Below are 19,421 nucleotides of genomic sequence, written 5' to 3'. Positions count from 1 at the left end.
TTAAAAAAGGGAGGAAAAAAAGTGTCCACCAATACATTAATGATCCGTGATTTCCCTCAAGATGAAAGGCCTAGAGAACGCTTTATTCAGCATGGACCACAAAGCTTATCCAATCATGAATTGATTGCCATCTTACTTCGAACCGGAACAAAGGACGAATCGGTTCTGCAACTATCGAATCGACTGCTGACCCATTTTGAAGGGTTACGACTATTAAAAGCGGCTACGTTAGAAGAAATGACTGAGATAAAAGGGATTGGTTCGGCTAAGGCCATTCAAATTCTTGCTGCTGTCGAAATTGGCAGAAGGATTACCAACCTGGATTACAAGGACCGATATGTCATCCGCTCGCCGGAAGACGGTGCGAAGTATTTGATGAATGATATGCGCTTTTTATCACAAGAGCATTTTGTTTGTATGTATTTAAACACTAAGAATCAAGTAATCCATAAACAAACGATTTTTATTGGCAGCTTAAACGCCTCGATTGTTCATCCAAGGGAGGTGTTCCGCGAGGCGTTAAAGCGGTCAGCTGCTTCCGTTATTGCAGCGCATAATCACCCGAGCGGTGACCCGGCACCAAGCCGCGAGGACATTGAGGTAACCAAGCGACTGGTCGAATGCGGAAAAATTATTGGCATCGATTTACTCGATCATTTAATCATCGGGGAGAACAAGTTTGTGAGTCTCAAGGAAAAAGGGTATTTATAACTATGATTTTATTTGACGTTAAGTTATAATATTGCTTATGGTTTTTTAGGACTGCTTAAGACTTAACTAGATAAATATTGAGAAAAAAGACATGATATAAAAGTAATTACCAACCTATTGGAGTTTTTGTATTACGTATCAGAAAGGGAGCTACAAAATTATGTTTGGAATAAGAGCTAGAGATCTTGGGATTGACTTGGGGACAGCAAATACCCTTGTATATGTAAAAGGAAAAGGAATTGTCTTACGCGAGCCATCCGTTGTGGCGATGCAGACAGATACGAAGAATATTGTCGCAGTTGGTAACGACGCGAAAAATATGATTGGACGAACGCCGGGGAATATCGTCGCTTTAAGACCGATGAAGGATGGAGTCATCGCTGATTTTGAAACCACAGCGGCAATGATGAAGTACCATATTCGTCAAGCACAGAAAGGGAAGAACGTATTTACGGGTAATCCATACGTGATGGTTTGTGTGCCTTCTGGGATTACAGCGGTCGAGGAAAGAGCGGTGATCGATGCCACTAGACAAGCAGGGGCAAAGGATGCCTATACCATTGAAGAGCCATTTGCTGCGGCGATAGGCGCCAATTTGCCTGTTTGGGAACCAACTGGCAGCATGGTCGTCGATATTGGCGGGGGAACGACCGAAGTGGCGATTATTTCGTTAGGTGGAATTGTTACAAGCATTTCAATCCGTGTTGCTGGCGATGAAATGGACGAGTCGATTGTTTCTTATATTCGAAAAAATTATAACTTGATGATCGGGGACCGGACTTCTGAAGCGATTAAAATGGAAATTGGCTCAGCAGGGGATCCTGAAGGTGTCGACAATATGGAGATTCGCGGCCGGGATTTATTAACGGGTCTGCCAAAGACAATCGAAATCTCCGCAAAAGAAATTGCTGGAGCATTACGCGATACGGTTTCTGCGATTGTGGAAGCGGTCAAGAATACGTTAGAAAAAACACCGCCGGAACTCGCTGCCGATATTATGGATCGCGGGATTGTCCTAACAGGTGGGGGGGCACTGCTCCGCAATTTAGACAAAGTGATTAGTGAAGAAACGAAAATGCCTGTTCTGATTGCCGAGAATCCACTCGATTGCGTAGCGATTGGAACAGGAAAAGCTCTCGATCATATTCATTTATTTAAAAACAAAACGAGAGATTCACGCTAAGAATAGCGGCAGCGCCCGTTAGCCGCTGGAGCAAGATAACTATCAAAGCTTAAAACTATACTTTTTATCTAGGAAAATAGAGGTGTATAATCATGCCACAGTTCTTTCTGAATAAACGTCTGATTATTTTGCTTGTCAGCATCATTGTTCTCGTGGCATTGATTGGGTTTTCTTTAAGGGAGAGAAGTAAACTATCCTGGCCGGAGCAATTTGTCAAAGATACAACCGGCTGGGTTCAATCCCTGGTTTCAAAGCCTACCCATTTTGTTGCAGGCTTTTTTGAAAATCTCCAGGATTTGCAAAATACATACGATGAGAATAAAGAATTAAAATCGCGGATCGAAAATCTTGTCAATCTTGAAGCACAAGTCCAAGAGTTGAAAAATGACAATGAAGAATTGCGTGACATTCTCGGTGAAAAAAAGACCCTGAGAGACTTTAAACCATTACCAGCTACCGTCATTGGCAGAAACCCTGATCGTTGGCATGAAATGATTATTATCGACAAAGGCAAACTAAATGGCATCGAAAAAAATATGGCTGTCGTTACGGCAACCGGTCTCATTGGAAAAGTAAAAAATGTGACACAATTCAGTTCTACTGTACAACTGTTAAGTGCAATGGATCCTAAGAATCGAATTTCTGCTGTCGTTCAAGGCAAAAAAGATGTTTATGGATTTGTACAGGGTTTTGATGACAAACAAAAATTACTATTAATTAAGGCGATTCCATCTGGCTCAAAAATTGAAAAAGGCCAAACCGTGATTACTTCCGGTTTAGGCGGAGTTTTTCCAAAAGGGCTGATGATTGGAAAAGTGGTTGATGTTAAACCCGATCAGTATGGCTTAAATCAAACGGCCTTAGTGAAACCAGGGGCGAACTTTTACGATATTGAAAATGTGATTGTCATAAAAAGATTAATGACTCAGCCAGTTAAAAGTGATTTATCAGATGGGAAGGTGAGGGAGTTTTGAGAAAATTCCTTCTACCTCTTTTATTTCTGTTTCTTTTTATCGTAGAAAGCCTTTTTGTCGAGTTTTTACCTGCAAAGATTTTTGGTTTTGAGCGAATATTTGTCCCTCACTTTCTGTTTACAGCCATTTTGTTTTTAACGATTTTTGTCGGAAAAAAACACGGAATTATTTATGCGGCCATTTTGGGGCTTTTATTTGACATTGTTTATGTCGAAATTATCGGTATTTATTTTTTTCTATATCCATTTATCTCCTATCTTATTTATAAATTATTGCAGGTTTTGCAATCAAATATAATCACTGCTTTTCTTGCTGCCCTTCTCGGTATCTCGTTATTAGAGATGGGTGTTTATGAAATGAATTATTTAATCCATGTAACAGACCTTGATTTTATTAGCTTTATTAACTTGCGTTTTTACCCTACCCTTTTATTAAATGCAGCTATTACTCTAATTATCGCCTATCCATTAAAGTGGCTATTTGAAAAACATTCGGAAGCATTAAGGGATGAATGATTTTTTTATAAAAAGAGGAGAATGGACGCATCGTGTCGAATTTTTATTAAGATAGTATGTACTTTTGATTCGGAATAAGCATAAGGGCTTGCAAATCCCATTGAAACAACGAATTTTGCTTGTTTCGAAATTGCTTTCTTATTATGAGGTGAAAATTTCTCCATGAAAAAACGGCAAAATGTTACAATAAAAGGAACGAAGGAAGGTCTCGTCCTTCATCTTGATGATACCTGTTCCTATGAAGAACTAAAAAGGGAACTCGATCATAAGCTTTCAGCGAACTCCAGGACTCAGGATGAGCGTCAGTTAACCTCTGTCAAAGTTGCAATCGGCAACCGCTATATTACGGAATCGCAACGGGAAGAGCTAAAAAACTTAATTCTCAAAAAGAAGAATTTTGTGGTTGATGAGATTGTATCAAACGTAATCACGAAGGAAGAAGCGGAGCGTCTAATAGCCGAAACAGAGGTCATGACGGTTTCTAGAATCATTCGTTCTGGACAAGTCCTCGAAGTGCCTGGGGACCTGCTATTAATTGGCGATGTCAATCCAGGTGGAACGGTGATGGCCGGCGGTAACATTTTTATCATGGGGACATTAAAAGGTATGGCCCACGCCGGCTGCTATGGCAATGAGCAAGCAGTCATTGCTGCGTCAAATATGAAACCATCCCAGCTTAGAATTAGTGATTGTTTAAATAGAGCACCAGACAGTGTCCAAAGCAATGAAAAACGGGAAATGGAATGTGCATATATAGATGATGAGCGTCAAATCATTGTTGATAGATTGCAAGTTTTAATCCAATTAAGACCTAATTTAACAAGATTAGAAGGGGGACATTAAAGTGGGAGAAGCAATAGTAATTACATCCGGTAAGGGTGGAGTAGGAAAAACAACAACTTCTGCTAATATCGGCACATCATTAGCCCTTCAAGGAAAAAAAGTATGTTTAGTAGATACAGACATCGGTCTTCGGAATTTGGACGTCGTAATGGGACTTGAAAACAGAATCATTTATGATCTGGTCGATGTCGTTGAAAAAAGATGCAAAATCCATCAAGCCCTTGTGAAGGACAAACGATTTGACGGGTTATTATACTTACTGCCAGCTGCGCAAACGGTGGATAAATCCGCTGTGAAGCCAGAACAGATGAAAGATTTGATTTTAGAATTAAAGCAAGACTACGATTATATCATTATTGATTGTCCTGCTGGAATTGAGCAGGGTTTTCATAATGCCATTGCTGGAGCAGATAAAGCGATTGTTGTTACAACGCCAGAGGCATCTGCTGTACGCGATGCAGACCGAATTATTGGCTTGCTCGAAAAACAACCCGATATGGAGTCGCCCAAATTAGTGATCAACCGGATTCGAAATCATATGGTGAAGACTGGTGATATGCTTGAGATTGATGAAGTTACCCAGCATCTTTCCATCGAGCTCATTGGAATTGTAGCGGATGATGACGAGGTAATTAAAGCTTCTAACCATGGTGAACCGATTGCCCTGAATCCGAATAACAAAGCATCGATTGCTTATCGAAATATTGCCCGACGGATTCTCGGTGAATCCATCCCGCTCCAGTCACTCGAAGATGCAGATAAAGGTGTCTTCAAAAAAATTAAAAAATTCTTCGGCGTTCGTTAATTAGAAATGCGGAAGCGCCTACTTTTTTCAAACAGCCTGCCCACTAACTTGTGGACAGGCTTTTTTTTTCAGACATACTCTTCCCTTTTCCCTCATAGACTTGTACAAATTAGTGGGAAAAGGGGTGATGGGGATGGCGCGGTCTACACCGGAAGAAATTAGGCGGCGAATCGCAAAGCGGAAAAATGATACTGGGACAACATCTGTAAAAAGTCCCGACCGCCAAATTGATTGGCCTAGTGACGATGAAAAATATGGATTCAATCAGTTTACTTCATCAGGAAGCAGTAATGGCGATGATGGGCATCCATTGTTTAAGAAGGAAGTATTTTTTTTCAAAATATTGTCCTCTGTCCTCCTGTTTTTAGTGATAGCGATACTATTTAGGAACCATTCCGCTACTTTTGAGCCAGCAAGAGACGTGGTCATGAAAACAATGGACAAGGATTTTAAATTTGCGACCGTTTCAAACTGGTACGAAAGCAAGTTTGGGAAACCATTGGCCCTACTGCCATTTTCTGAAAAAGATCAAACTGGGAAAAAAGAAGTAGTTGAAAAGGAATTTTCCGTACCAGCAATGGGAAAAATCCTTGAAAACTTTGAAAAAAATGGCCAAGGTATCATGATTGAAACAGGAAAAGGGGCGTCCGTCCAAACCATTAATGATGGCATCGTTACTTTTGCAGGGGTGAAGGAAGGATTAGGGAAAACTGTCATTATTCAGCATTCCGATGCGACCGAAACCTGGTACGGTAATTTGGACCAAATCAAGGTTAACTTATATGAATATATCGATAAAAGAAAAGTAGTTGGCACGGTCTCAGTGTCGGCAGGAGAAGATAAAACCAAAGGAAAATATTACTTTGCCATAAAAAAAGGCGATGATTTCATCGACCCAATTCAGGTGATACGCTTTGAATAGAGCCATGAATTTATTCCAACTTATCTCTATCCATCCCTTATTGTGGATTGTGATTGGACTTTCAATTGTGACCGCTCATTTCCTTGAGGTTTGCTTGTTGCTTGGAATCATTTTTATTCATGAAATGGGGCATGCTGCTGCAGCTTCTTTTTTTTCATGGAGAATCAGGAAAATTACCCTGCTCCCGTTTGGCGGGGTTGCCGAAATGGATGAGCATGGCAATCGGCCGTTAAGGGAAGAGACGATAGTCATCCTTGCAGGGCCGCTTCAGCATGTGTGGATGGTAGCCCTAGCCTATGGGTTGGTTACCGTCAATTTAATGCCTGAAGACCTTTTTCAGCTCTTCTTAAGCTATAATCTCATGATTTTTGTTTTTAATTTTTTTCCAATTTGGCCGCTGGATGGCGGGAAACTTGTATTCTTACTGCTCTCATTAAAAAGTTCCTTCCCGATCGCTCATCGCCAAACGCTCATCCTTTCGTTGGTCAGTCTTTCCATCTTTTCGCTGGTGATTGTGATCGCTGCCCCGACACATATCAATGTCTGGGTCATCATCGCCTTCCTTTATTTCTCGCTTTACCATGAATGGAAGCAGCGGCGTTATATTTTCATGAGATTCTTGCTTGAGCGTTATTATGGGAAAAAATCCAGTCTTCAGACCTTGAAACCAATTGAGGCCAATGAACAGGAGTTACTTATTCACGTCCTAGAAAAATTTCAACGTGGCTGTAAACATCCAATCATCGTCGAAGCAGACGGCAAAGAAAAAGGGATGTTAGATGAAAATGAACTATTGCACGCCTATTTTACCGAAAAACGTCTAACCGATAAAATCAGCGACCTTCTTTTTTCTTATTAAACCCTATGTTGATTGGAGCGGAAGGCGCGAGACTCCTGCGGGAGGACGAGGCAGGGGAGATCCCGCAGGCGCGTAGAGCGCCGAGGAGGCTCCCTAGACCGCCCGCGGAAAGCGAAGCGCCTGGAGCGGAAATCAACATGCATGTTTCACATAGCCTAACTAAAAAGGTATAATGAAAAGAAAAAAGTGAGGTCGCATGATTGGAAACACTTATTATTAATTACAATTCACGCGAAAAGCGATTTGCTTATCTGAAAGATAACCGCGTTGAAAATATCGTTTTTGACCGACCAGAACATCGATCACTGGTCGGTAATATTTATTTTGGGACTGTGACAAAAGTATTGCCGGGGATGAATGCCGTATTCATTGATATAGGGGAAGAGAAAAATGCGTATTTACACCGTGATGTACTTCCTTCCTATCTCTTATCTGCTGAAAAACAAAAGTCTGTCACCTCGTTTGCCCACCAAGGTGAAAAAATGCTGGTTCAGGTCGATAAGGATGCAACGGGGACGAAAGGTGCTCGCGTGACGGGAATTATTGAAATACAAGGGCCCAATCTCATCTACATGCCAAAAGGCCGCTATGTGGCGGTTTCTAAAAAAATCGCTGACGAAGGTCAAAAAGCAAAACTTCGCCGGAGCGGCAGTCGTTTAAAAACAGAGGAAGAGGGAATCATTTTCCGGACCTCATCGATAACGAGTACAGAGGATGAAATCCTTGCAGAACTAATGACCCTGCGCGAGAACCATCAAGAACTGTTACAAAAAGTGGCCACGATGAAAAAACCAGGGATCATTTTTCAAAAAGATACCTTTATCGAAATGATTATGGACCAAGTAGCTAGAATGACTAGCGGGGAAGTAATCGTCGATGATTTAGCGCTAAAAAAGCTAGCTGAGGAAAAAAATGATCAACTCAAATCCATTTACTACAATGGAAAAGAGAATATTTTTTCTATACATAAAGTGGAACATGAAATTGATAAAGCCCTTAAGCGTATTGTCTGGCTTGATAATGGTGCTTACCTTATCTTTGACGAAACTGAAGCGTTAACGATTATTGATGTGAATACCGGGAAATTTTCCGGAAAGACAAATTATCAAGACACGGTATTAAAAACAAACCAGTTGGCCGCAAAAGAAGTGGTAAGGCAACTGCGTCTGCGTGATATTGGCGGAATTGTTCTCATTGATTTCATTGACATGACACGCGCTGAGGACAAGCAATCGATTCTCTCGCTGATTGAAACGGAATTAACCAAGGATCAGAAAAGAACAAAAATGATTGGTTTTACACCGCTAGGCATTCTCCAACTGACTAGGAAGAAGACAAAGGTTACTCTTTCTGAGGCACTTGAGGTGAAGTGCCCTGTTTGTGATGGAACGGGAAGAGTCCTTAGTCCTGAAACGGTTGGCTTTAGGCTTGAACGGGAGCTGTTAGAGCACCGCTATTCGGAATTTGAGGCAGTCTTGGTCGAAACAACTCAAGCGGTGAAAGAGGAATTGTTAGGACCGAATGAAGCCCACCGGGAAGCATTAGAGGAGCTAATGCATATTAAACTATATTTTTCAGTTCAGCCTTCAGCCCGCCATTATTATATATTAAAGCAGTTCGGCAATGTGAGTGAGATCTCACAAAAAGCATTTGATTCCTAATCATGTTCCTAAATTTCTATTGACACTTTTGCCTATTTTATGTTAGGATTTTAATGTTATGTTTGTAGCACCCGTGCTACAACCGCACAGAACAGGTAGTAAGATTTGTGTGAAAGCATAAGCGCCTGTATATGGCGAGTCTGAGTTTATAAGGAGGTGCAGTTCATGTACGCAATTATTGAAACTGGTGGTAAACAAGTGAAAGTCGAAGAAGGCCAAGCTATCTACATTGAAAAACTTAATGCAGAAGCTGGTGAAACAGTTACTTTTGATAAAGTTCTTTTCGTTGGCGGTGAAAACGTAAAAGTAGGAAGCCCTGTTGTTGCAGGCGCTACGGTTACAGCTAAAATTGAAAAGCAAGGTCGTCAAAAGAAAATTACTGTTTTCAAGTACAAAGCGAAGAAAAACTACCACAAGAAGCAAGGTCATCGTCAACCTTACACTAAAGTAGTCATCGAAAAAATCAACGCGTAAGGTGTTGAATCATAGATGATTCAAATTACGATTAATCGTACAGAGTCCGGATTTATTCAATCATTCGAAATAAGTGGTCATGCATTTTTCGCCAATCGAGGCAAGGATATCGTCTGTGCAGGCGTATCTGCAGTATCCATTGGAGCAATCAACGCTGTGCACGCCCTAACAGGTGTCACGCCCGAGATTGAGCATGAGGGCGGCTTTCTCCGCTGTGTTGTACCGGAACATCTTTCGGAAGACATTTATGAGAAAGTACAACTTCTTCTAGAAGGTATGACTGTTTCATTGCGTACGATTGAAGAAGAATACGGAAAGCACATAAAGATTACCTTCAAAAAGTAGGAGGTGGAATGAATGTTATTAAAATTAGATCTTCAGTTGTTTGCATCTAAAAAAGGTGTAGGTTCTACAAGGAACGGTCGTGACTCACACGCTAAGCGTCTTGGTGCTAAGCGTGCAGACGGACAATTTGTATCTGGTGGTTCAATCCTATACCGTCAACGCGGTACAAAGATTTATCCAGGTGAAAACGTTGGCCGTGGAGGAGACGATACTCTTTTTGCAAAAGTTGACGGCGTTGTGAAATTTGAACGTTTCGGTCGTGATCGCAAAAAAGTGAGCGTTTATCCAGTAGCTCAAGAAGCTTAAGGTAACTAGCGAAAACTCTAACCTGTTTGGTTAGAGTTTTCTTTTTGCTAACGAATTTTTCCTTCCATATATTCTTCAGGAAAACTACTTCGTAGATGCTTCTTTTTGCCTCTAATGATCTTTCATCACATAAAATTGCTTACTCAGGGTTATTTTTTTGATATACTATCAGCAAAATAGTGTTGTGACACTTAATGTGGGAGTGTACGTATGGAGAAAGAATGGGATATTGTTGAGGTGCTCCGGCACTCTCGACATGATTGGTTAAATAGGCTTCAGTTAATTAAGGGGAACTTGGATTTAAATCGAATCGACCGGGCAAAAGCGGTTATTGACGAAATTATTATTGAAGCACAGCATGAGTCAAAACTAACAAATTTAAAAATGCCTTTATTTGCCTCACTGCTGTTTAAGTCTAATTGGGAGAATTCCTCTTTTAAGCTTGAATATGAAGTTCTTCAAGATTCGGAATCCTTTCAAATTAATGAAGAACAGATCACAAAGTGGACTTACCTTTTTTTTGAGTGTTTAAATGAGGCAATTGAAGCATTCCAAGAAAATCATTTATCAATATCAATTGATCCCCAATCAGAGGGAGTTCGTTTCTTTTTTGATTTTAGCGGGATAATAATAAAAAGTGAATTAATTGAAGCATTCCTTGCAGACTCCAAAATTCTACTGGATGTAGTGGTCAAGGAATTCTCAGAAAGCGAACTTACAGTAGAAGTTTTTATCCCTATTCAAAAAAAATAGGCTAAAGCTGAGATATTTTTCGTGACAAAAGTTAATTCGATATGCAGACTGGAGGAATAAGATGTTTGTTGATCAAACGAAGATTTATGTAAAAGCCGGAGATGGCGGAAATGGTATGGTTGCGTTTCGTAAGGAAAAATATATACCAAAAGGCGGTCCAGCCGGTGGTGATGGCGGTAAAGGTGCCAATGTTGTTTTTGAAGTAAATGAAGGCTTGCGGACTTTAATGGATTTCCGTTATCAGCGTCACTTTAAAGCACCGCGCGGCGAGCATGGCATGTCCAAGAACCAGCACGGTGCCGGTGCAAAGGATATGATTGTTAAGGTACCGCCTGGAACAGTGGTCATTGATGAAAAAACGAAGGAAGTTATTGCTGATTTAGTCGAGAATGGACAGCAGGCAATTATTGCAAGAGGCGGCCGTGGCGGACGTGGAAATTCACGATTTGCAACCCCGGCCAATCCAGCACCAGAGCTATCTGAAAATGGAGAACCGGGCCAAGAACGTGAAGTCATTCTTGAATTGAAGCTGCTTGCTGATGTCGGATTAGTTGGTTTTCCAAGTGTTGGTAAGTCGACATTATTATCGGTTGTATCATCGGCAAGACCGAAAATCGCCGAGTACCATTTTACCACAATTGTTCCGAATCTTGGTATGGTAGAAACGGAAGACGGCAGAAGCTTTGTTATGGCAGACCTTCCAGGTTTGATTGAAGGGGCAAGTGAAGGGGTTGGCCTCGGCCATCAATTCTTACGTCATATAGAACGGACAAGGGTTATTGTCCATGTCATTGATATGGCAGCGATGGAAGGCAGAGACCCCTATGAGGACTACCTTACAATCAACAAGGAATTAAAAGAGTACAACCTGCGCTTGACAGAACGGCCACAAGTTATCGTTGCAAATAAGATGGATATGCCTGAAGCTGAGGAAAACTTGAAAAAGTTTAAGGAGCAGCTGGAAGAGGATTATCCAATCTTCCCTATTTCAGCCGTAACAAGAAAAGGACTGCGTGAGCTATTGTTTGCTGTAGCTGATAAGATCGAGGAAACACCAGAATTTCCACTTGAACATGAAGAAGAGGAAATAACAGGTGTCCATCGTGTTCTTTATAAGCACGAAGCAGAGCCGGAAGCATTTAGAATTACGAGAGAACCTGATGGGTCATTTGTTGTCTCTGGTGAAAAAACAGATAAGCTCTTTAAGATGACAGACTTCTCAAGAGAAGAATCCGTCCGCCGTTTTGCACGTCAACTTCGTGGTCTTGGTGTTGATGAAGCGTTAAGGGAAAGAGGAGCAAAAGACGGGGATATTGTGAAATTAATGGAGTTTGAATTCGAGTTTATTGAGTAGAAGGAAAGGCCCTGAAGAGATCAAGGTAGGGTGATAAAAATGGAAAACGCTGATAAAAAATTTTACTTAGTACGTGAAGATGTGTTGCCAGAAGCGATGAAAAAAACGCTTGATGTCAAGGAAATGCTTGAGAGAGGTAAAGCAGAATCAATTGCAGATGCAGTTCATAAAGCGGATTTAAGCAGAAGTGCCTTTTATAAATATAGAGATACTGTTTTTCCTTTCTCGTCCATTAAAAAGGAAAAGATTATCTCGCTTTTCTTTCACCTAGAAGATCGTTCAGGCACGCTATCAAAATTGCTCAGTGTTGTGGCCAATTCAGGCTGCAATATTGTTACCCTTCACCAAACGATTCCGTTGCAAAGCAGGGCGAATGTGACTCTCTCATTAAACACTTCAAACATTACGATGGAAATAGATGAGTTACTTAAAGAACTAAGGAAACTCGAATTTGTAGAGAAGGTAGAAGTGCTGGGAACAGGTGTGTAGGTGAAAAACTACTACCGGCTCTCAGCTTTCTTTTTAAAAAAATAAGGAGTGGGGAAATAGTGAAGGTTGGATATTTAGGACCAAAGGCTACATTCACAGAGTTAGCCGTGAAAAAGGTTTTTCAAGGATTTGAACTTGTGCCCTATCAGACGATTCCTGCAAGTGTCGATGCCATCGTAGATAAAGAAGTGGATCTTGCAGTCGTTCCAATTGAGAACGCTTTGGAAGGCTCAGTCAATATTACACTTGATTATTTAACACATGTTGTTCAGATTCCGATTATTGGTGAAATTACGTTACCTATTAAGCAGCATTTGATGGTTCATCCTGATAATATGGACAATTGGCGTGATGTGAGTAAGGTATACAGCCACTCTCATGCGATTGCTCAGTGCCATAAATTTTTACATAATCAATTAAAAGGAGTGCCGTTTGAGAGTGTGTCTTCCACTGCAGCAGCGGCGCAAATGGTAATGGAGCAGCCTGCCTTAAAAGCGGCCGCGATTGCGAATGAATTAGCGGCAAAAGAATATGGGTTGGCGATTGTCCAAAGGAACATCCATGATTTTGACTATAATCACACGCGGTTTGTGGTTCTAACAAAAGAGAAATTTGATTTCCAGGCCATGAGTGGTTCATCCCATTACAAAACGACACTGATGGTTACATTGCCTGAGGACGACCAAGCGGGAGCCCTTCATCAGGTGTTATCAGCGTTCGCCTGGAGAAAGTTAAACTTATCAAAAATTGAATCTCGGCCGATGAAAACTGGAATTGGCAATTATTTTTTCATTATTGATATCGAAATGGAATTTGATGAGGTATTGATACCTGGAGCAATGGCAGAGCTAGAGGCATTAGGCTGTAGTGTTAAATTATTAGGAAGCTATCCATCCGTTATGGTGAAATTGGATTAATAACGAAAGGACCCGAGTATTTCGGGTCCTTTTATTGTTCTGTCTATCAAGGCGCTATTCAATCATAAAACCTTCTGCCTTAAGGGCTGCTTCGGCTTTATCTAAGACTTGGGTGCTTGAGGCTGAAATGGTATGAAGGTGGATTCCTTCCGTTAACTCAGATAATAAGGAAGCTTTGGTTTTTTGCATGTTTTCCAAGAATTGTTTAACTTCTTGGCGATTTGAAACCATAATCGATGCGGTCAAATCTCCGTAAACCGTGTGTTCAATTCTTACATCTTTCACTAACACACCATGGTCAACTAACAGATTTAGCTCCCTTTCTGTGTCTTCCGGTAAATGTCTGCATGCGATTGTTCTTTCAAAGGAATAAGTGCTGGAGTTTTGCTTTAAATAAATATAACCTTGGCTGGTTGCAATAATGGGTTCATTTTTAGCTTTAAGAAGAGTGATATCCCCGACGATCACCTGTCTGCTTACATTGGTTCGATTGGCAAGTTCACTTCCTGTCAGCGGGACAGGGCTATCTTTTAACTGTTGTAGAATTAAAGACCTCCTTTCCTCTCCCAATATTTTTTTTTGCTCGACCATATAATTCCTCCTATTCCTATTGCTGTTTACCTATTTTAGCATAGTTTAAATTTTTTATATAACGGAAGCAGCCTTGAAGGCATTCACGATTTTAACGATACTTTCCCCAAGTTGAATAACATCCTCCAAGCTAGTGGATTGGCCAAAAGAGATGCGGATAAACTCTTTAGCTGCTTCAGTCGATAGTCCTAGTCCCTGCGTGACTTTGGCCGGGGACTGCATGCCAATCTGACAGGCGCTGCCCGTTGAAATCGCAAACCCTAATCGATTGCATTCCAGCATCATCCATTGGCCCTCAATTCCGGAAATCCGAAGCCCGATAATACTAGCGAGCTGCGAACCTTCGTCACCTTGATAAATCTTCACTTGTTCCTTAATGGGCTCAAGCGTATCCATAAAAGCCTTCCGCAGCAATCGATATTTATTATGATCCGCTTGCAAGATTCCGGTTATTTTCTGTGCGGCAACTGTCATCGCGGCAATTGCAGGGACATTGACCGTGCCTGGACGGAATCCTTTTTCATGAGAGGTTCCTGGAAAAAAAGACTGCCATTTAATACGGGGATCAACATAGACGCCCCCAATCCCTTTGGGTCCATAGATTTTATGCCCGGAAAAAGAAAAACTGCTGACATGCGGAGCAATTGATTTTAGATCCATTTTTCCAAAAGATTGAACAAAATCGCTGTGCAGATGAATATTGTGATCCTGGCAAATTTTAGCGATTTCAGTGATTGGCTGGATCGTCCCAATCTCAGAATTAACATGCTGCAGGGTCATTAGTATGGTTTCTGGTGTAATCGACTTTACTAGTTGTTCAAGATTGATCAAACCATTTGAATTTAACGGAAGCAATGTGATGTCATAGCCAGCTTCCTTTAGTCTGTTAAGGGCCCCATGGATGGATGAATGTTCCGCCATACCTGCGATAATATGATTCCCTTTCTTTTTAGGGGAGGATAACAAGGCTTCTATAGCTAAAAAATTCCCTTCTGATCCTCCACTAGTGAAGAATATTCCATTTTTATCAACCCCAACTAGATTAGCCAGTTCTTCACGGCAATTTTCAAGTAAGGCAGCTGATTGTCCTCCGATATCATGGAGGCTGCTGGAATTGCCAAAGTATTCAGTGGCAACTTTCAAATACACTTCGGCTGCTTCAGGATCTAATGGAGTTGTTGCTGCAAAATCAAAATATTTCATCATACATCTCCAATACTCGAATTTTTTTGGTTGTGGTAAAGGTCATTGTTGATTTTAAAGCATACGTTGATCGAAGCGCCCTTCGCTGCAATCAACAGCCATGTTTAACACTGTGATTTCTACTTTTCTATAAAAATACTTGTTTTTAGTTTAAATCTATGTAAATATATATGTCAAGACACCTGTTAGGTCAGGAGGATTATTAGATGACAAATGACGATATATTAATTATTGGAAGTGGAATAGCCGCTTTACAGCTGGCTGTACAATTAAATAATGAATTGAATGTGAGAGTTCTCACAAAGGGGAAATTACGAACGGCGAATTCGTATCTGGCCCAAGGTGGAATTGCGGCAGCGGTGGGTGTAAATGACCATCCTTCTAAACATATTGTCGATACGCTGGAAGCGGGAAGATTTCACAACAATCGAGATGCTGTTCAGCAAGTCATTAATGCCGCACCAGATCTGATCAAGAACATTGCTTGCCAAGGGGATATATTTGATAAAGATCAAACGGGGGAATTGTTTCTTGGGATGGAAGGGGCTCACAGCGAAAAGAGAATTGTACATGGCGGTGGCGATGCCACTGGCAAAAACGTCATGGAGTTTCTGATCAGTCAGCTTAAGCGTAAGAAAAATATCACGGTCGAAGAGAATGTCTTCGCCTATGAATTACTGCTAAATTCCGAACAGAAACGTTGTATAGGTGTTAAAGCCAAAACATCAACAGGTGCGATTCAAAGGTTTTACGGCAATCATGTCATTATCGCGACAGGCGGCTGCGGACAATTATATACCTACACTTCGAACGCTAAAACAGTCAGCGGCGATGGAATTGCGATGGCTTATTTAGCCGGTGCTGATATCGTTGATATGGAATTTATTCAATTTCACCCTACGCTTTTATCTATAAACGGTGAAACAAAGGGGTTAATTTCTGAAGCCGTTAGGGGAGAAGGGGCGACCCTAGTTACCGAGGATGGTACTCCTATTATGGAGGGTGTCCACCCCTTAAAAGATCTTGGCCCGAGGCATGTGGTCTCGCAAAAGATCTATGAATTTATAAAAAAAGGCAAACAAATTTATTTAGATATAAGCAAAATTGAAGAATTTAGTAAAAGATTTCCTTCGATTACCTCTATTTGTGAGGACAATGGAATCCGTATCTCGGATGGGAAAATCCCTGTCGCACCCGGAAGTCATTTTCTAATGGGAGGAATTAAAACCGATTTAATTGGACGATCTTCGATTGATGGGCTTTATGCGATCGGTGAGGCCTCCTGCACCGGATTGCACGGTGCAAATCGTTTAGCTAGTAATTCATTATTAGAGGGATTATTTCAAGGGGAACAGTTGTCGAAATGGATCAATGAAGCGGGTAAAGAAACACAAGTTTTCGTGCAGGATTATTTTTATTATCCAACGAAGGAAGAAAAAATGAATTTGCCAACCATTGAAAAAATTAAAGCATTAATGATGGAACGGGTTGGAATTGTCCGAAATAAAGCAAATCTGAAAAAGCAGCAAGCTTGGGTTTCTCAATATAAGGCCGAAAAGATCCATTTAGATACTTGTTCAACACAAGACATGACCAAGGTTTTTATGCTGATCATCGCCAATCTAATCACAGAATCTGCATTGAAGCGGACAGAGAGTCGGGGCGGTCACTTCAGAAGTGATTATCCGAAAGAAGAAAATCACAGTTGGTTAAGGAAATCAATTATTCATAACTATAATCAGGGAATGGAGAAGTCCAATGAACACATTGAAACTGCGCTCGCAACTTGAGAAATTTTTTATGGAAGATATCGGGGAACAGGATATTACGACCGATCTAATCTTTGGTGATAGCACAAATGGGGAAATTGTTTTTCTTTCAAAAGATGATGGTGTTTTTTGTGGAGAAGAAATTATCAAAACTGGATTTCAGCTGTTAAATAACGAAATTTCAACTCAAGTGTTTGTGAAGGATGGTCAGTCAATCAAATACGGCGACAAGTTAGCACATGTCTCTGGAAAAATAGCTGATTTATTAAAAGGGGAAAGAGTCATCCTTAATCTTATTCAAAGAATGTGCGGGATTGCTACCTTAACGCGTCAAACAGTTCACACCCTTGATAGTGGACATACAAAAGTTTGTGATACTCGGAAAACTACGCCAGGACTACGAATGCTTGAAAAATACGCTGTTCGCACTGGGGGCGGTTTTAATCACCGTTTTGGATTATACGATGGGGTCATGATTAAAGACAACCACATTTCGTTTGCCGGCTCGATTACCAAGGCGGTAGAAGCGATTCGCAAAAATGCCGGTCATATGGTGAAGGTCGAAGTGGAAACGGAGACTGAAGCACAGGTGATTGAAGCCGTAAATGCAGGGGCGGATGTCATCATGTTTGATAATCGGACCCCTGATGAAATTAAGGAATTGATAAAATTAGTCCCGGCTAACATCATTACCGAAGCCTCAGGCGGAATCCAATTAGCCAATATTGCTGATTTTCGGGATACAGGTGTAGATTATATCTCACTTGGGTACTTAACTCATTCATATAAAGCACTCGACATCAGTGTAAAAGTACTTTGGAATAAGGGAGATGAGTAAAATGAATATTTTGGCTACATTACAAAAAAATATCATGATTCCTGAAAAATACAAGCAAATGACGAGAGAAGAACTTGAAAACCGTGTGACGGAGGTAAAGAAACAGCTCGGTTCACGTCTGTTTATTCCAGGTCATCATTATCAAAAGGACGAGGTCGTTCAGTTTGCTGATGCGACAGGTGATTCCCTGCAGCTTGCACAATTATCAGCTGAAAATACAGAAGCTGAATTTATTGTTTTCTGTGGTGTACATTTCATGGCAGAAACGGCAGATATTTTAACAAGTGAAAAGCAAAAGGTGATCTTGCCTGATATGCGCGCAGGTTGTTCGATGGCTGATATGGCGGATATCCAGCAAACAGAAAGAGCATGGGAAACGCTCCAGGAAATATTCGGAGACACGATTCTTCCATTAACATATGTCAATTCAACCGCAGCAATTAAATCATTTGTCGGTGCACATGGCGGGGCTACGGTCACTTCATCCAATGCCGAGACGATGGTAAAGTGGGCATTTGAAATGAAGGAAAGAATATTATTTTTACCAGATCAGCATTTAGGCAGAAATACTGCCGCTGATTTAGGCGTAGGTTTAGACGAAATGGCGATTTGGAATCCAATTAATCATGTGTTGGAATACGAGGGTGATTTTTCAAAAATTAAAGTAATCCTTTGGAAAGGGCATTGCTCGGTTCATGAGAATTTCACTGTCCAAAATGTTAGCGATACACGCAGTCAATATCCTGATATGAAAATTATTGTTCATCCGGAATGCCGCCGTGAGGTAGTGGAGCTAGCGGATATGGCCGGATCAACAAGCTATATTATCAAAGCGATTGAAAGTGCTGAGCCCGGAACAGCTTGGGCGATTGGAACGGAGATGAATCTTGTTAATCGCTTAATAAAAAATCACCCGGATAAAAAGATCATCTCGTTAAATCCGCATATGTGTCCATGTCTAACCATGAACCGAATCGATCTGCCGCATTTAGTTTGGAGTCTAGATACACTAGAAGAGACAAATAATATCATTAAAGTAAGTCCTGAGATTGCTGAAAATGCAAAATTAGCGCTTGAACGGATGTTATTAAATTCATAATTAATATTAAAAAAGATGCAATTTACCAGATTGCATCTTTTTTATATTTTAGGGGGGATTCATATTCTTTTGAAAAATAGCATAAGTTTTTGTGAAGAAGGATAGCACTTTGCCCATTTTCACATAGACTATATGGACTTATGCCATAGGAGGGGAAATCAGAGTGAAGATCCATATCGTACAGAAAGGGGATACTCTTTGGAAGATTGCCAAGAAGTACGGCGTGAATTTTGAAGAGCTGAAAAAGATGAATTCACAGCTCAGCAACCCTGATATGATTATGCCCGGTATGAAAATAAAAGTCCCAACTTCAGGTGGAACGATAAAAAAAGAAGCACCGATGGGGACCAAACCTGGTACTACAATCAACTTAGGAGTTAAGAAAGAAAAGCCGCTTGCTGAGCAACCGTTAGTCAAAGAGAAACCCGTAAAAGAAGCACCGATTAAGGAAGTGCCAATCAAAGAAGCACCGATTAAAGAAGCTCCAATCAAGGAGGCACCGATAAAAGAAGCGCCAATCAAGGAGGCACCGATCAAGGAAGCTCCAATTAAGGAAGCACCAAAAGTACCTTATACTCCAAAAATGCCTCTACAAATAGTCCCAGAAATAGATATCAACAATTATTACATGATGAACATGCAAAATATGACTGTTCAACAGCCGCCTAAACCTGCCAATATACTTCCTGAGATAAAAGAAGTACCAAAAAAAGAAGTACCAATTAAAGAGGTACCAATCAAAGAAGTACCAATCAAAGAAGTACCAATAAAAGAGACTCCAATAAAAGAGAATATTGTTTATGCTCCACC

The 19,421-nt window shown here is 40.8% G+C and carries 21 protein-coding genes, 2 pseudogenes and 1 other annotated feature; of the genes and pseudogenes, 20 read left to right on the top strand and 3 right to left on the bottom strand.

The genetic code is table 11. From position 1 onward, the window contains the following. The first annotated feature begins 21 nt into the window (after positions 1-21). The 16 genes from radC to pheA all read left to right on the top strand — a co-directional run bounded on the left by radC (position 22) and on the right by pheA (position 13,111). A complete protein-coding gene (radC, locus tag ACSU6B_RS06945) occupies positions 22-711 on the top strand; it encodes a RadC family protein (protein ID WP_088089148.1) in 690 nt (229 codons plus the stop codon). A 160-nt stretch (positions 712-871) separates the two neighbouring features. Then, positions 872-1,894, top strand: a complete 1,023-nt coding sequence (locus ACSU6B_RS06940; protein ID WP_214731769.1) for a rod shape-determining protein — start codon at positions 872-874, stop codon at positions 1,892-1,894. 92 nt (positions 1,895-1,986) lie between these two features. Continuing rightward, positions 1,987-2,868, top strand: coding sequence for a rod shape-determining protein MreC (mreC, locus tag ACSU6B_RS06935; protein ID WP_410883862.1), 882 nt, complete (start codon positions 1,987-1,989; stop codon positions 2,866-2,868). Then, the gene (gene mreD, locus ACSU6B_RS06930; protein ID WP_410883860.1) at positions 2,865-3,383 is read left to right on the top strand and encodes a rod shape-determining protein MreD; all 519 of its coding nucleotides are present in this window, start codon (positions 2,865-2,867) and stop codon (positions 3,381-3,383) included. Before mreC ends, mreD begins: the two co-directional genes overlap by 4 nt. A gap of 162 nt (positions 3,384-3,545) precedes the next feature. Then, positions 3,546-4,226 (top strand): septum site-determining protein MinC, encoded by a 681-nt coding sequence (gene minC / locus ACSU6B_RS06925; RefSeq protein WP_215000832.1) that lies wholly within the window; start codon positions 3,546-3,548, stop codon positions 4,224-4,226. 1 nt (position 4,227) lies between these two features. Further along, positions 4,228-5,031, top strand: a complete 804-nt coding sequence (gene minD, locus ACSU6B_RS06920; protein WP_088089143.1) for a septum site-determining protein MinD — start codon at positions 4,228-4,230, stop codon at positions 5,029-5,031. 133 nt (positions 5,032-5,164) lie between these two features. Further along, complete coding sequence (locus ACSU6B_RS06915) at positions 5,165-5,953, top strand: peptidoglycan DD-metalloendopeptidase family protein (protein WP_410883858.1); 789 nt, start codon at positions 5,165-5,167, stop codon at positions 5,951-5,953. Next, the gene (locus tag ACSU6B_RS06910) at positions 5,946-6,812 is read left to right on the top strand and encodes a M50 family metallopeptidase (RefSeq protein WP_410883856.1); all 867 of its coding nucleotides are present in this window, start codon (positions 5,946-5,948) and stop codon (positions 6,810-6,812) included. Before ACSU6B_RS06915 ends, ACSU6B_RS06910 begins: the two co-directional genes overlap by 8 nt. 200 nt (positions 6,813-7,012) lie before the next feature. Continuing rightward, the gene (locus tag ACSU6B_RS06905; RefSeq protein WP_410883854.1) at positions 7,013-8,473 is read left to right on the top strand and encodes an Rne/Rng family ribonuclease; all 1,461 of its coding nucleotides are present in this window, start codon (positions 7,013-7,015) and stop codon (positions 8,471-8,473) included. A 70-nt stretch (positions 8,474-8,543) separates the two neighbouring features. After that, positions 8,544-8,625, top strand: a sequence feature (ribosomal protein L21 leader region). Positions 8,626-8,638: 13 nt separating this feature from the next. Then, complete coding sequence (gene rplU, locus ACSU6B_RS06900; RefSeq protein ID WP_168245219.1) at positions 8,639-8,947, top strand: 50S ribosomal protein L21; 309 nt, start codon at positions 8,639-8,641, stop codon at positions 8,945-8,947. Positions 8,948-8,962: 15 nt separating this feature from the next. Beyond that, a complete protein-coding gene (locus ACSU6B_RS06895) occupies positions 8,963-9,292 on the top strand; it encodes a ribosomal-processing cysteine protease Prp (RefSeq protein WP_168245218.1) in 330 nt (109 codons plus the stop codon). Between the two features lie 12 nt (positions 9,293-9,304). Then, entirely contained in the window at positions 9,305-9,598 is a 294-nt protein-coding gene (gene rpmA / locus ACSU6B_RS06890) for a 50S ribosomal protein L27 (RefSeq protein WP_066257887.1), read from the top strand. A gap of 210 nt (positions 9,599-9,808) precedes the next feature. Beyond that, complete coding sequence (locus ACSU6B_RS06885; protein WP_215000818.1) at positions 9,809-10,351, top strand: Spo0B C-terminal domain-containing protein; 543 nt, start codon at positions 9,809-9,811, stop codon at positions 10,349-10,351. Between the two features lie 61 nt (positions 10,352-10,412). Next, positions 10,413-11,705 (top strand): GTPase ObgE, encoded by a 1,293-nt coding sequence (obgE, locus tag ACSU6B_RS06880; RefSeq protein WP_410883851.1) that lies wholly within the window; start codon positions 10,413-10,415, stop codon positions 11,703-11,705. A gap of 39 nt (positions 11,706-11,744) precedes the next feature. Next, entirely contained in the window at positions 11,745-12,194 is a 450-nt protein-coding gene (locus tag ACSU6B_RS06875; RefSeq protein WP_168245215.1) for an ACT domain-containing protein, read from the top strand. Between the two features lie 59 nt (positions 12,195-12,253). Next, positions 12,254-13,111, top strand: coding sequence for a prephenate dehydratase (gene pheA / locus ACSU6B_RS06870; RefSeq protein WP_410883849.1), 858 nt, complete (start codon positions 12,254-12,256; stop codon positions 13,109-13,111). A gap of 54 nt (positions 13,112-13,165) precedes the next feature. Here the strand turns inward: pheA and ACSU6B_RS06865 are convergent, their stop codons facing one another. Continuing rightward, complete coding sequence (locus ACSU6B_RS06865) at positions 13,166-13,702, bottom strand: transcription repressor NadR (protein WP_215000809.1); 537 nt, start codon at positions 13,700-13,702, stop codon at positions 13,166-13,168. Positions 13,703-13,756: 54 nt separating this feature from the next. Then, complete coding sequence (locus tag ACSU6B_RS06860; protein WP_439276631.1) at positions 13,757-14,908, bottom strand: IscS subfamily cysteine desulfurase; 1,152 nt, start codon at positions 14,906-14,908, stop codon at positions 13,757-13,759. Positions 14,909-15,111: 203 nt separating this feature from the next. Between ACSU6B_RS06860 and nadB the strand changes: the two genes are divergently transcribed. The 4 genes and pseudogenes from nadB to safA form a co-directional block, all read left to right on the top strand. Continuing rightward, positions 15,112-16,695 (top strand): L-aspartate oxidase, encoded by a 1,584-nt coding sequence (gene nadB, locus ACSU6B_RS06855; RefSeq protein WP_410883845.1) that lies wholly within the window; start codon positions 15,112-15,114, stop codon positions 16,693-16,695. Beyond that, complete coding sequence (gene nadC / locus ACSU6B_RS06850) at positions 16,664-17,512, top strand: carboxylating nicotinate-nucleotide diphosphorylase (RefSeq protein WP_410883843.1); 849 nt, start codon at positions 16,664-16,666, stop codon at positions 17,510-17,512. Before nadB ends, nadC begins: the two co-directional genes overlap by 32 nt. 1 nt (position 17,513) lies before the next feature. After that, positions 17,514-18,611 (top strand): quinolinate synthase NadA, encoded by a 1,098-nt coding sequence (gene nadA, locus ACSU6B_RS06845; RefSeq protein WP_410883841.1) that lies wholly within the window; start codon positions 17,514-17,516, stop codon positions 18,609-18,611. 163 nt (positions 18,612-18,774) lie between these two features. Further along, positions 18,775-18,909: pseudogene (gene safA, locus ACSU6B_RS06840) on the top strand (SafA/ExsA family spore coat assembly protein); the annotation flags it as partial. A 167-nt stretch (positions 18,910-19,076) separates the two neighbouring features. Here safA and ACSU6B_RS06835 read toward each other — a convergent pair. Next, positions 19,077-19,133, bottom strand: a pseudogene (locus ACSU6B_RS06835) (hypothetical protein); the annotation flags it as partial. Positions 19,134-19,421: the final 288 nt, after the last annotated feature.

The organism is Neobacillus sp. C211, assembly GCF_051842875.1.
Lineage (GTDB): Bacteria > Bacillota > Bacilli > Bacillales > Cytobacillaceae > Neobacillus.
Note: the sequence above shows the minus strand (reverse complement) of the source record. Positions and strands in the feature narration are given on the sequence as shown.